Consider the following 12,656-nt stretch of genomic DNA (forward strand, 5'->3'; position numbering starts at 1 on the left):
TGGAGCGAGTCCGGCGCAACGCTGTGCCGGCGCAATGACGACAGTGCGCCCACCGCTGACCTTCGGATGTAGCGCGTTTGCCGATGACCTTTGTCGGACGCCGGCCTACAAAGGGCAGAATCGCCCGGTGCCGAATTTCCGTCCCGGGCAAGTCGCCCTTCTCGTCGCCCAGATCTCTCTCGGCCTGCTCGCCATGACGATCTGCCTGCCGTCGATGCAGGAGTGGCCCGCCATCTTCGGCGCGAGCCAGGCCGCCGTGCAGCTCACCTTCAGCGCCTACATCGTCACCTTCGGCGGCATGCAGCTCGTGCATGGCGCGTGGTCCGACCGCATCGGTCGCAAGCCCGTGCTGCTTTTCGGGCTCGTGCTGAGCGCGGTCGGCGCGCTGCTCGCTGCGCTCGCGCCGAACATCGGCCTGCTGATCGCGGCGCGGGCCCTGCAGGGCGCGGGCACGGCGGCCAACATGGTTGTGGGCCGTGCGCTGGTGCAGGACCTCTACACGGGTCACGATCGCACGCGGGTGATGGCGCTGGTCGGCGCGAGCATGGGCGTGATTCCGGTGACGGCGACGCTCGTGGGCGGCCACCTGCACGTGCAGTACGGCTGGCAGGCAAATTTCATCCTGCTCGTGGCGGTGTCGGCGGCGCTCTTCCTCGCGGCATGGCGGGGGCTCGCGTCGACGCCGGCGAAGGCGCCGGGCACCGTGCGTCGCCGGCTCTCGCTGGACTATCTCGAGCTCGCCCGCACCCGCGGCTTCGTTCCGTACGTCGTGCTGCTCGCCTGCACGAGCGGCGGGTTCTATACCTTCCTCGCGGGCGCGCCCGCGGTGTTCGCGGGCTACGGCGTGAAGCCGGACATGCTGGGCTGGTACATGATGACGCCCGGCATCTCGTACATCGTCGGCAACATGCTCACCTCGCGGCTGATCCGCACCCACGGCGAGCGGTGGCTGTTGATGGTCGGCCAGCTCACCGCGCTGTCGAGCATCCTGCTCGTCGTCGGCCTGTCGCTGGGTGGCGTGAACACCGGGCTCGCGCTGTCGCTGCCGCTGCTGATCCTCGGCGTGGGCCATGGCATGGTGGTGCCGCCCGCGCTCACGGGCACCGTCGGGCTCGTGCCGGCCGTCGCCGGCACGGCCGCGGCCGTCGCGGGTCTCATGCAGCAGGTGGGCGGGGCGCTCGGCGGCTTCCTGGTCGGCCTCGTGCCGCACAACGGCAACCTGGGGGTCGGCCTGCTGATGCTGATGTGGACCCTGGGCGGGCAGGCGGCGCTGGCGGCGCTACGGCGCAGGCCGTGACTTCGCGCGGCGCGGCTTCGGTGCGGCGTGCGCATCCCGTTGCGCGCGCAGCGCGTCGCGGTCGACGAAACGCGCGACGTAATCGATGTCTTTCGCTTCGACGCCGCAGGCGCGGAATGCGTCCTTCCATCCCGCGATGCCTTCGGCGACCTCGGTGACGATGCGGGCGCCAGCGTCCCGCGAGAGGCCGAACTCCGCCGCCGCCGAAAGCGCGTTGTCGAGCGACGATTCGTTGCCGCGCTCGCGCCGCGCTCGAAGCGGACGTGGCACAGGCCCGCGCGCGCGGCACTCGCAAGGGCAGCTGAATGTACGAGCCGCGCGATTCGCTGTCGTTGTGGTGGCTGGGCGGCTCGGGGGCACCCGCGAAAATCGGCGCGGTCAGCCTCGCGCTTGTGAACATCAAAAGCTCAGGTCCGCTTCCACCCGCCGGTAGCGCACGGTATTCCGGTACACGTGATTGACGCCCGTGAACTCGTCCCGCGTCGCGAAACTGACCTCGAAGGTGGCGAACGGCACGTTCAGCCGCGAGGGCGGCTTGCCGTCCATGAGGGTGTATTTGCGCTTGAGGTTCGTGCCGTCATAGAGCCACTGGCCTTCGTGCTCCATGCGGTGGACTTGCCCGGCGGCGTCGACCACCCGCACCGACTCGCGGAACTCGCCGCCGGGCGCGAGGCGCAGGAGGCGGCGGACCCGCACGTCGGCTTCGCTGTACTCGCGCAGCCAGGTGCCCTCGAGCATCGTCGCGGTCTCGTGTTCGGCGCGGACGTTCGTGGAGCCGTCCGAAGGCGTCTGCGGCTCGGCGACGTTCGATATCAGCACCGCGACCGCGACCAGTGCGCAAGCCACCGATACCGAGGGAGGCACGACGAACATGCGGCCATGATGCCAGCTTGCCGCGCGCGCGTCTTTTCGCGGATGATCGGCAGCTTCCATGAATCCAAGCAGTCCCGCACCGCGCATCGCGCTCATCCATGCCACGCCCCTGGCCGTGGCCCCGGTAGAGATCGCATTCGACCGCCACTGGCCCCAGGCCCGCCGCATGAACCTGCTGGACGACAGCCTGGCCGCCGATCGGGCGGAGGCGGGCGAACTCAGCCCCGCGATGGTCGATCGGTTCCGCCAGCTCGCCGGGTACGCGGCGTCGACCGGCTGCGCGGGCATCCTCTTCACCTGTTCCGCCTTCGGCGACGCCATTGATGCGGCGGCCGCGCACGTCGGCCTGCCCACGCTCAAGCCGAACGAGGCGATGTTCGAAGCGGCGCTGGCGGCAAGCCGCGACGGGCGCAGCGCGAGGCTCGCGCTCGTCGCGACCTTCCAGGCCTCCCTGCCATCGATGGCGGCCGAAATCGAGGCGCTCGCGGCCGCGCGCGGCATCGCGCTCGACCTGCGGACCGTGTTCGTGCCCGAGGCCATGCACGCCCTCGGCGCGGGGCGCGTGGAGGAGCACCACAGCCGCATCGCCGAGGCCGCGAAGGACTGCGGCGACCGCGACGCCGTGCTGCTCGCCCAGTTCTCGATGGCCGATGCGGCCGCGCGCGTGCGCGCGAAGCTGGTCTGCCCCGTGCTCACCAGCCCCGACTGCGCGGTCCTCGCGCTCAAGTCGCGGGTTGGCGCGCCGCCGGCCCCCAGCGCGTGATGGCCACCGCAAGCGCCGCCCCGGCGCCGTACGCAACCATCGCGACGCCCGCGAGCGCGAAATAGCTCGAGGCCGGGGCGCCGCGCGACAGCAGCCACGCGCCTCCGGCGGCAACGACGATCAGGCGCAGCGTCATGGCCAGCACGGGGCCCAGCACCTTGCCGGCGCCCTGCGACGCGAAATACATCGTGAGGCCCAGGCCCATGAAGGCATAGGCGGGACCCGCGTTGCGAAGGTACGAGGCCGTGGATTCCAGCACCGCCGGCTGGCTCGTGAACGCGGTCGACCACAGCTGCGGCCAGACGGCGGCCACCAGCCCCATCGTGCCGACGAGCGCGGCGGAGAGCGCGCCGCCCACCCATGCCACGCGGCGCGCCCGGGCGACGTTGCCCTTGCCGATAGCCATGCCCACCATGGGCAGCGTCGCGACGCCGACGCCGAAGGCGATGGGAATCGCGAGCAACTCCAGGCGCGCGCCGATGCCGTAGCCCGCGAGCGCGTCCGTGCCGAGGCGCGCCACGAGGCCGGTGAGCACGAGCACGCACAGGATCGTCTGCAGCGGCGACAGGCAGGCCACGAGGCCGACGCGCAGGATTTCGCGGAATCGGTCCGCGCGGAAGCGCCACCCTTCGCGCGACAGCCGCACGCGGCGCTGCGGGTGCGCCAGGTAGACGAGCAGCCAGACCGTCGCCGCGCCGAAGGCAATCGTCTGGCCCAGGGCCACGCCCGCCATGCCCCAGCGCGGGAAGGGGCCGAGCCCGAGGCCGAAGGCCGCGCCCAGCGTGATCTGCAACGCGGCGGCGGCGACCAGGGTGAGCGAGGGCACGTGCATATTGCCCGTGCCGCGGATCACCGAGACGAGCGAATTCGCGAGCCAGGTGAAGACGATGCCGCCGAAGAACACCGCCGCGTAGCGGTGCGCCTGCTCGAGCACGCCGTCGCGCGCGCCGAGCAGGCGGTAGAGCGCGTCGCCGCCGACGAGGAACAGCACCATGAACGAGAGGCCGGCGACCACCGCGATGGCCACCGCGTGGCGCGCGAGCGACTGCGCGGCCTCCACGTCCCCGCGCCCGAGCGCGCGTGCGATGGCCGACGAGATGCCCCCGCCCATGGCCCCGGCCGAGAAAGTCTGCATCAGCATCACGAGCGGGAACACGAGCGCCATTGCCGCGAGCGGATCGCGCCCGAGGCTGCCGACGTACACCGTCTCGGCGATGCTCACGGCGGCGGTCGCGACCATCGCCAGGATATTGGGCAGCGCGAGGCGCGAAAGGACCGGCAGCACCGGTCCGTGCAGCAGCCGGTGCTCGCGGGAGGAAGCGTCCATGCGCGGCATTCTGGCACCGCCGCGCTGCCGGCGCTCCCGCGCGCGGCATCGACCCTGCGCGGCGGGCTGCTACAGCGGCCTGGCGACCTTCTTCTGCAGCGCCTCGGGCATCTGCAGCGTGGCCAGGTCCCAGCCTTCGAGCTTCAGCACCTCCGCCAGGCAGGCCTCCATCGCTTCGTGCGACCGCGCGGTTGCCAGCGCGATCGATTCATGCACGGCGCGGTCGTTCGCCGTGTCCTCGCCGCAGCGGCGCTGGTAGTCGTACAGCTCACGCAGTTCGAAGATCGCCCGGCAGACCTGGGCCGGACATGCGCACTGGTACACCAGCGCCTGGTCCAGCACCCGGCTGACCTCGTCCACGCTGAATCGTTGTTCCATCGTTATTCCCCTCGTCCATCCGGATTGCCACGCAGTCGATCGGCGCGTCGAACCCGCGCACCTGCAACTGTCCGATCTCCCTTCCTCTCCACTTCAGCCCCGACGCGGCCAGGGCCGACTGCGTTGCCACCACCTCGCCCGCGTCCGCATGCGAACACAGGCGCGCGGCCAGGTGGACGGTGGCGCCGATCACGTCGTACTGCCGCCGCTGCCCGGCCGCCGCCGAATCGCCGACGAAGCCCGCCAGCACCAGGCCCTGCGCCACGCCCACGCCGAACGGCATGGCGGATTGCACTTGCGGCTGCGCCAGGGCGGCCGCGCAGCGCAGTGCGAGGTGCGAGCGCCCCATGCCGCGAAACACCGCCATCATGCCGTCTCCGGTGTATTTCACCACCGCGCCGCGGAAAGCCCGGACTCGCGCGCTCTGCAGGGTGAGGGATTCGTTGAGCAGGCGGAAGAATTCGCGCGGCGCATGGCGCACGATGAGCTCGGATGAGCGGCGGACGTCGGTGAACACGACCGCCGCGTCGAACAGCTCTTCGTCGGCCGCCGCTTCGTGCTCGAGCGCGCGCAGGGCGCCCTCGGGCAGCAACTGGCGCAAACGCTCGGCGCGGGATGCCGACTCCCGCTCCAGCCGCAACGCCCGCAGCAGTTCCTCGACGGTCGCGACCAGCTGGCCTTCGGGCATGGGCCGCTCGAGAATCCGGTCGAGCACGCGGTTCGTGCGGTTCCACTCGCGCAGGAACTTCATCGCGGGGCCGATGGTGCCCACCGCGAGGATGCGTGCGTTCGGCACGGCGAGTCGCGCCGCGCTGCAGGCGAGCAGTTCGTTCGGCCGGTCGAAGTGGTAGCTGAAGAGGACCACGGCGGGCTGCGAGGCAGCGAGCGCCTCGGGCAGGGCCAGGCCGCCGGGGGTCGTCCGCACGCGCAGGCCGTGGCGCGTCAGCTCGCCGGCAAGCTGCGCGGCCGCGGCCGGATCGCTGTCGACGACGAGTACTGCTTCATCCATCCGTTGCACTGCCGGTCTCAAGTTCGTGCGGCGACGCGCGAGCCCGCGACGGGCCTCACAGGAAAGGCTGCAGGAGGGCCACGGTGTGTTCGTGCAGCTTCTCGTTCCAGGGGCGATGGCGCCACTGCTCGAAGGTGATGCGCTTTGCGTGCTTCAGGTCTTCCTCGAACACCTGCGTCTGACGCGCGGCAAACTCCTTGTCGTAGACGTTGAGGTTCGCCTCGTCGTTGAGGCGGAACGAGCGCACGTCGAAGTTGGTGGAGCCGACGGAGGTGAGCAGGCCGTCGACGATCATCACCTTGCAATGGTACATGGTCGGCTGGTACTCGTACATCTGCGCGCCGGCCTCCAGCAGTTCACCCCAGAGTCCGCGCGAGGCACGCCGCACGGTCTCCGCGTCGATGTTCGGGCCGGGCGTGATGATGCGCACGCGCACGCCCCGCTTCATGGCGGCGACGAGCGCGCGGCGCGTGATGCCGTCGGGCACGAAGTACGCGCTCGAGAGATCGATGGTCCGCGTCGACGCCGTGATGGCCAGCAGGTACATCATCAGCATCGACTCGCTGCCGCCCGAGGGCGAGCTTGCGAACATCTGCGCTTTCTGCGTGCCCACGGGCACGAGTGGCGGGAAGTATTCGGCGCCGTGCGGCACCCGGCCGGTGGTCTTGACCCAGTTGTCGAGCATCACGCTCTGCATCTGCGCCACGACGGGACCCTCCACGCGGAAGTGCGAATCGCGCCAGTGCTCGGGGTCCTGGGCATGCCCGGTCCATTCCTCGGCGATGCCTACGCCGCCCGTGAAGCCGACGCGGCCGTCCACGATGAGCAGCTTGCGGTGCGTGCGGTTGTTCAGGCGCGCGAGGTTGTACCAGCGCAGCGGATGGTATTTCTCGACCTCCACGCCCGCGTCCTTCATTTTCTGCATCAGGTCGTCCTTCATCCGCGCGCTGCCGACCCAGTCGAGCAGCACATGCACCTTCACGCCGGCGCGTGCGCGCTCGGAGAGCGCATCGGCGAATTTCTCGCCGATGCCGCCCGACCAGTAGATGTAGGTTTCGAAGAGGATCGTCTTCTTCGCGTTGCGGATTTCCTCGAGCATGGCCGAGAAGATCGCGTCGCCGTTGATGAGTTCGGTGGCCTTGTTGCCGTCGAGGATGGACGGCCCGACCAGCAGGCCCATGGAGCGGAAGAACTGCGGATCGTCCACCGTGTAGAGGTGGGTGATGTCCGTCTCCACCTTCTTTTCGCCGGACGCAAAATTCACGATGAGCAGTCCCACGAGGACGACGACGGCGACGAGGAGAAAGACCATTTTCTTTTTCATGACGGCTCTGCCGAAAGGCTAAACCGGCCTGCGGCAGAGCTTCGTAGGACGACGGCGCGAGGCCCCCGGCGGTTTCAGCCCGCCCAGTGGCGCGCTGGACGCGACAGGAATTCTTCCGCCGCCTTACCCCAGGTCGAAAGCCCGCTGCACGAACCACCACGCCGCGATGGCGGCCACCGCCAGCGAGCCGAAGCCGAGCACGCCGATCCGGTAGAACAGCGTGCGGCGCAACACGTACGCGAGAGGCAGGAACACGAGCACGATGGCGAGCTGGCCGAGCTCCACGCCGACGTTGAAGCCGACGAGCGCGAGCGTCAGCGCGTTCTGCGGCAGGCCGAGATCGGCGAGCACCGAGGCGAAGCCGAAGCCGTGGACGAGTCCGAAGGCGAAGGCCATCACCCAGCGCCGCCGCTCGATCGTGCCGCGCAGGTTGTTGAGCGCGGCAAGCACGACCGAGGCCGCGATCACGGACTCGACGATGCGCGAGGGCAGGCTGACGACGCCGAGCGCGGCGAGGCTGAGCGTCACCGAGTGGGCGAGGGTGAACGCGGTCACGACCTTCAGCACTTCGAGGCTGGACGAGCGCAGGCTTGCGGCCGGCTCCCAGCGGCCCGCCGCGCGGACGAGCACGGCCGGCAAGAGCAGCGACAGCAGGAACAGGATGTGGTCGAAGCCGATCCAGATGTGCCACACGCCCTCGACGACGTATTGCCGCAGCGTGTCCCACGCGCTCGGCGCTTCGAGGGCGAGCGCCTGCTCGGCCGAGGTCTGCGCGAATATGAGCGCCTGCGCGGAGGGGGCGCCGGGCGCGATCCACTGCACCAGGCCGCGGTGGCTCGCGTCCACGTCGAAGAACGCGCCATAGCGCAGCTTCAGCCCGTTGACCAGGTTCGGGCAGTCGGCAACGAAGGCAAGGACGGCGTAGGTGCCGTCGCTGTGGCGGTCGAGTTGCAGGTTCGGCGACGGCTGCAGCGGGCAGGGCTTGTCGCCGGCGGCCAGTGCGAGTCGCTCGGTCGCGTACCGATGAATGTCCGCCGTGCGCTGGCGCACTTCGCCCCAGGTGAGCTCGCCGTTGCCGTTGCGGTCGAGCTGCAGCGCGAAGTCGAGGTCGCGCAGCGACAGATCCCAACGCACTTCGATACGGTTGCCATCGCGCGCCTGGATGGTGAGGTAACTGTCGCTGGGCTTGTGCGCATGGGCAGGCAGGACGCCGGCGGCGAGGAACACGAGGACGAGCGACAGTTTCATCGCGGCGAGAAACATCCGCTTCATTTCAGCGCCTCCGCGAGTTTCGCCAGCGCGGGGTCCTCGTACCGCGAAGCGCGGAGCCATTCGATGGCGGCCTGCGCGGCCTGCGACTGCCGCGCCGCCACTGCGGCGCGAAGCAGGATCTCGGCGTCGCGCGGCTCCTTCTGTTTTTCGTAGTTGCGCTTCGCGAGCGCCAGCGCCGCGTCGGGCCTGCCCTCGATCTCGAGCGTGAATCGCGCCGCCTCCTGCTCGTGCAGACGGTCGCCGCGGCGGGCCGCATCGTCGAAGCGCTCGCGCAACTGCTTCGCCCAGTCGCGGGCGCGCGGGTCGCCGGCCATGCGGCCCGCGGTCGCCATGCGCAGCAGGAGGATGTCCGAACGCTCCCAGTTGTTCAGCAGCGTGATGGCATGGCCCGCGCGCCCGCGCGCAATCAGGAAATCGGCATAGGCGCCCAGCAGGAACTGGTCGGTCACGCCCGTGCGAAGCGCGGCACGGAAATGCGCCTCCGCCGCATCCGGCTGCTGCAGCCGCACGGCCATCTCGGCCAGGCGCGTGCGCAGCCACAGCTCGAGTTCGGGCGCGACGTCGGGGCGCGCTCGCATCGCGGCGTCGAGCGCCTCGTACGCTGCTCGCAGCCCGCCCGTGGTCGCCTGGACGTAGGCCCGGCAGCCCTGGGTGTAGAGCGGGTCGGCCAGGGGCACCAGCTTGTCGCATTCGGCTTTCGCCTCCGCATAGCGGGCCTGCACCATGAAGATGGCGGCACGCCAGGCAAGCGGCTCGGCCGAACGCGGATCGAGGCTCGCCGACTTCGCCAGGCTCTGCAGCGCACCGTCGAAATCGTGGCCGTACTGCTGCACCATGCCTTGCAGCAGCCAGTAGCGCGCGTCCCCCGCCGAAGACTGCGCGACCGGGACCAGCGCCGCCTGCGCATAGCCCACGTATCGCGGATCGCCCTGCGCCATGGCGAGGTCGAAATAGCGGCGCGCGATCTCCAGTCGCAGCGCACCGTCGTCGGGCCGTGCTTCCAACTGGCGGCGCAGCGACAGCACGTTGCGCACGGCCGGGTCGGTCGTCGCCGGGAGCTTCTCGACGACCTCGTTGTCGTTGGCGGGCGTGAAGGGGGCGGCGTGGAGGGCGGTTGCCAGGGCGAGGAGCAGTACGAGCGCGGCCTTGCGCATCACTTCGTCCCGAACATGCGGTCGCCGGCGTCACCGAGGCCGGGCAGGATGTAGCCGTGGTCGTTGAGCTCGCGGTCCACTGCCGCGGTGTAGATGGGCACGTCCGGATGTGCCTTGCCCATCGCCGCCAGGCCCTCGGGGCAGGTGAGCAGGCAGACGAACTTGATCGACTTCGGCCGCAGCGCCTTGAGGCGCTCCACGGCGGCAATGGCCGAATTTCCGGTGGCGAGCATCGGATCGACCACGATCACGTCGCGCTCCTGCATGGCCTGCGGCATTTTGAAGTAGTACTCCACCGCTTTCAGCGTCTTCGGGTCGCGGTACAGGCCGATGTGGCCAACGCGCGCGCCGGGGACGACGGAGAGCATGCCGTCGAGGATGCCCGTGCCCGCGCGCAGGATGGAGACGAAGACGAGCTTCTTGCCGTCGATCACCTGGGTCTTCATCGTCTCGAGCGGCGTCTCGATCTCGATCTCCTGCATGGGCATGTCGCGCGTGACCTCGTAGGCCATGAGCATCGACAGCTCATCGAGCAGCCGGCGGAAGCTGCTGGTGCTGGCCTCCTTGTTGCGCATCAGCGAAAGCTTGTGCTGCACGAGGGGATGCTGGACGACGTGGACGGTGGGCATGGCCGCCATTGTGAGCGCTTCGGCGGCGACGCTGGGACGGCTCGCTTCCTAATGTTTCGCGAGCAACTCCGCGAAGCGCCGCATGTCGACGTTGCCGCCGCTCACGAGGATGCCGACGCGCTGCCCCTTCAGGTCCTGCTTCAGCGCGCCCGCGAGCGACAGCGCGCCGGTCGGCTCCACGACCATCTTCATGCGCCCGGCATAGAACTTCATGCACTCGACGAGCTCGGCATCGCTCGCGGTCAGGACGTCGGCCACGCGCCGGCGGATGATGTCGAAGGTGAGCACGCCCACCTGTTGCGTCTGCGCGCCGTCGGCGATGGTGCGGGGCACCTCGATCTTCACGCGCTCGCCCTGCCGCAGCGACATCTGGACGTCGTTGCCGGCTTCGGGCTCGACGCCGTAGACCTTGCAGTTCGGCGACAGCGCCTCGGCCGCGAGCGCGCAACCCGCGGTGAGCCCGCCGCCGCCGAGGCAGACGTAGAGCGCATCGAGTTCGCCGACCTCGTCGAACAGTTCCTTCGCCGACGTGCCCTGGCCCGCGATCACGTCCGCATGGTCGAAGGGCGGGATCAGCGTCATGCCGCGCTGTTCGGCCAACTCGCGGCTCAGGGCTTCGCGGTCCTGCGTGAAACGGTCGTACTCGACCACTTCCGCACCGTAGCCGCGCGTGGCGGCGAGCTTCGCGGCGGGCGCGTCGCTCGGCATGATGATCGCGGCGGGAATGCCCTGCAGTTTCGCCGACAGCGCGATGGCCTGCGCATGGTTGCCCGACGAGAACGCGAGCACGCCGCGCTTCTTCTGCTCGGGGGTGAAGCGGGCGAGCGCGTTGTAGCCGCCTCGGAACTTGAACGCGCCCATGCGCTGGAAGTTCTCGCACTTGAAGAAAAGTTGAGCGCCGGTGCGCTCGTCGATCGTGCGCGACGTCAGCACGGGTGTTCGATGGGCGTGGCCTTCGATGCGCCGCGCGGCCGCGTCGACGTCGTCGTAGCCGGGCACGCCGGAATTCACCGCCTGCCCCCGAGCAGGCTCCCCAGCACCCCCCGCACGATCTCGCGCCCGACGCTGCTGCCGATGGTGCGCACGGCGGACTTGGCGGCCGCTTCGAGCATGCCTTCCTTGCGACCGCCGCGCGGGCCGGTGGTGCCGAAGAGGATGTCGCCGAGGCCGCCCATCGAGCCCGTGGCGGCGGCGGTCGCGCCCTTGCCGCCGGACGACGTAGCGGACGGCTCCTCCGCCGCGCGCCCCTTCAGCTTCTCGTACGCCGACTCGCGGTCCTGCGTCTTCTCGTACACGCCGGCCACGACGGAATCGGCCATCAGCGCCTTGCGCTGTTCGGGCGTGATCGGCCCGATCTCGCTGCCCGGCGGGATCACGTAAGCCCGCTCCGTTTCGCTGGGCCGTCCCTTTTCGTCGAGGAAGCTCACCAGCGCCTCGCCCACCGCGAGTTCGGTGATGGCGGCGGCGATGTCGAGCCCCTTCTTCGGCCGCATCGTCTCGGCCGTGGCCTTCACCGCCTTCTGGTCGCGGGGAGTGAAGGCGCGCAGGGCATGCTGCACCCGGTTGCCCAGTTGCGCGAGCACGCTGTCGGGAATGTCGAGCGGGTTCTGCGTCACGAAATACACGCCGACGCCCTTGGACCGCACGAGCCGCACGACGAGCTCGATGCGCTCGACCAGCACCTTGGGCGCTTCGTCGAACAGCAGGTGCGCCTCGTCGAAGAAGAACACGAGCTTGGGCTTGTCGAGGTCACCCACCTCGGGCAGCTGCTCGAACAGTTCCGACAGCATCCACAGCAGGAAAGTGGCGTACAGGCGAGGGGAGTTGAGCAGCCTGTCGGCGGCGAGGATGTTGACGACGCCCTTGCCGGACGCATCCGTCTGGATCATGTCCTGGATGTTCAGCATGGGCTCGCCGAAGAATCTGTCGCCGCCCTGCGCCTCGATCTGCAACAGGCCGCGCTGGATCGCACCCACGCTCGCGGCGCTGATGTTGCCGTACTCGGTGGTGAACTCCTTCGCGTTCTCGCCCACGTGCTGCAGCATCGCGCGCAGGTCCTTCATGTCGAGCAGCAGCATGCCTTGCGCGTCGGCGATCTTGAACAGGATCTGCAGCACGCCCGCCTGCGTCTCGTTGAGGTTCAGCATGCGGGACAACAGCAGCGGCCCCATGTCGCTGATCGTGGCGCGCACGGGATGGCCCTGTTCGCCGAAGACGTCCCAGAGCGTCGTGGGCACCGCCACGGGGTCGGGGGTGGGCAGCTTGCGCTCCGCGATGGCCGCGGCCATCTTGCCGCCGATCTTGCCGGCCTGGCTGATGCCGGTGAGGTCGCCCTTCACGTCGGCCATGAACACCGGCACGCCGATGGCGCTGAAGTTCTCGGCCAGCTTCTGCAGCGACACGGTCTTGCCGGTGCCGGTGGCCCCCGTGATGAGCCCGTGGCGGTTGGCGAGCGCGGGCAGCAGCACGCAGTCGGCGGTGGCGTTCTTCGCGATCAAAAGCGGTTGGGGCATGTCGTCCTCGGTTTCCTCGATCCGGCGATTGCACCACGACCCGCGGGGCGCCGGAATCGGTTTTGCCCGCCGAACCGTAAAATCGGGCCCGGAATCAAAACAGGCTAAAGGACCGAA

At 69.6% G+C, this 12,656-nt stretch carries 13 protein-coding genes; 2 read left to right on the plus strand and 11 right to left on the minus strand.

From position 1 onward, the window contains the following. Nucleotides 1-127: 127 nt before the first annotated feature. Complete coding sequence (locus AB7E83_RS11305; RefSeq protein ID WP_428569226.1) at nt 128-1,297, plus strand: Bcr/CflA family efflux MFS transporter; 1,170 nt, start codon at nt 128-130, stop codon at nt 1,295-1,297. Here AB7E83_RS11305 and AB7E83_RS11310 read toward each other — a convergent pair. Both AB7E83_RS11310 and AB7E83_RS11315 read right to left on the minus strand, forming a co-directional pair. Further along, nucleotides 1,280-1,567, minus strand: a complete 288-nt coding sequence (locus tag AB7E83_RS11310) for a hypothetical protein (protein WP_428569229.1) — start codon at nt 1,565-1,567, stop codon at nt 1,280-1,282. The genes AB7E83_RS11305 and AB7E83_RS11310 overlap by 18 nt on opposite strands. A 129-nt stretch (nt 1,568-1,696) precedes the next feature. After that, a complete protein-coding gene (locus AB7E83_RS11315) occupies nt 1,697-2,170 on the minus strand; it encodes a hypothetical protein (RefSeq protein ID WP_428569232.1) in 474 nt (157 codons plus the stop codon). Nucleotides 2,171-2,228: 58 nt separating this feature from the next. Here AB7E83_RS11315 and AB7E83_RS11320 point away from each other — a divergent pair, with 58 nt between their 5' ends. Continuing rightward, nucleotides 2,229-2,933, plus strand: coding sequence for an aspartate/glutamate racemase family protein (locus tag AB7E83_RS11320; RefSeq protein ID WP_428569235.1), 705 nt, complete (start codon nt 2,229-2,231; stop codon nt 2,931-2,933). Here AB7E83_RS11320 and AB7E83_RS11325 read toward each other — a convergent pair. The 9 genes from AB7E83_RS11325 to AB7E83_RS11365 all read right to left on the minus strand — a co-directional run bounded on the left by AB7E83_RS11325 (nt 2,893) and on the right by AB7E83_RS11365 (nt 12,539). Next, nucleotides 2,893-4,260 (minus strand): MATE family efflux transporter, encoded by a 1,368-nt coding sequence (locus tag AB7E83_RS11325; protein WP_428569237.1) that lies wholly within the window; start codon nt 4,258-4,260, stop codon nt 2,893-2,895. The two genes, AB7E83_RS11320 and AB7E83_RS11325, sit on opposite strands and share 41 nt — an antisense overlap. 69 nt (nt 4,261-4,329) lie before the next feature. Continuing rightward, on the minus strand, nt 4,330-4,620 hold the full coding sequence (locus tag AB7E83_RS11330) for a hypothetical protein (protein WP_428569240.1): 291 nt from the start codon (nt 4,618-4,620) through the stop codon (nt 4,330-4,332). Beyond that, nucleotides 4,529-5,647 (minus strand): adenylate/guanylate cyclase domain-containing protein, encoded by a 1,119-nt coding sequence (locus AB7E83_RS11335; RefSeq protein ID WP_428569243.1) that lies wholly within the window; start codon nt 5,645-5,647, stop codon nt 4,529-4,531. The genes AB7E83_RS11330 and AB7E83_RS11335 overlap by 92 nt, the downstream gene beginning before the upstream one ends. Before the next feature lie 55 nt (nt 5,648-5,702). Next, nucleotides 5,703-6,971, minus strand: coding sequence for a phospholipase D-like domain-containing protein (locus AB7E83_RS11340; protein WP_428569246.1), 1,269 nt, complete (start codon nt 6,969-6,971; stop codon nt 5,703-5,705). A 123-nt stretch (nt 6,972-7,094) separates the two neighbouring features. Next, nucleotides 7,095-8,243: a HupE/UreJ family protein gene (locus AB7E83_RS11345; protein WP_428569249.1), complete on the minus strand. Its 1,149-nt coding sequence runs from the start codon at nt 8,241-8,243 to the stop codon at nt 7,095-7,097. Beyond that, nucleotides 8,240-9,397: a tetratricopeptide repeat protein gene (locus tag AB7E83_RS11350; RefSeq protein WP_428569251.1), complete on the minus strand. Its 1,158-nt coding sequence runs from the start codon at nt 9,395-9,397 to the stop codon at nt 8,240-8,242. Before AB7E83_RS11350 ends, AB7E83_RS11345 begins: the two co-directional genes overlap by 4 nt. Beyond that, nucleotides 9,397-10,026, minus strand: coding sequence for a uracil phosphoribosyltransferase (gene upp / locus AB7E83_RS11355; RefSeq protein ID WP_428569253.1), 630 nt, complete (start codon nt 10,024-10,026; stop codon nt 9,397-9,399). The genes AB7E83_RS11350 and upp overlap by 1 nt, the downstream gene beginning before the upstream one ends. A gap of 48 nt (nt 10,027-10,074) precedes the next feature. Beyond that, a complete protein-coding gene (locus AB7E83_RS11360; RefSeq protein WP_428569255.1) occupies nt 10,075-11,037 on the minus strand; it encodes a threo-3-hydroxy-L-aspartate ammonia-lyase in 963 nt (320 codons plus the stop codon). Beyond that, entirely contained in the window at nt 11,034-12,539 is a 1,506-nt protein-coding gene (locus AB7E83_RS11365; RefSeq protein WP_428569257.1) for a helicase HerA-like C-terminal domain-containing protein, read from the minus strand. Before AB7E83_RS11365 ends, AB7E83_RS11360 begins: the two co-directional genes overlap by 4 nt. Nucleotides 12,540-12,656: the final 117 nt, after the last annotated feature.

Origin of the sequence: Ramlibacter sp., from assembly GCF_050250995.1 — a bacterium.
Classification (GTDB): domain Bacteria; phylum Pseudomonadota; class Gammaproteobacteria; order Burkholderiales; family Burkholderiaceae_C; genus Ramlibacter.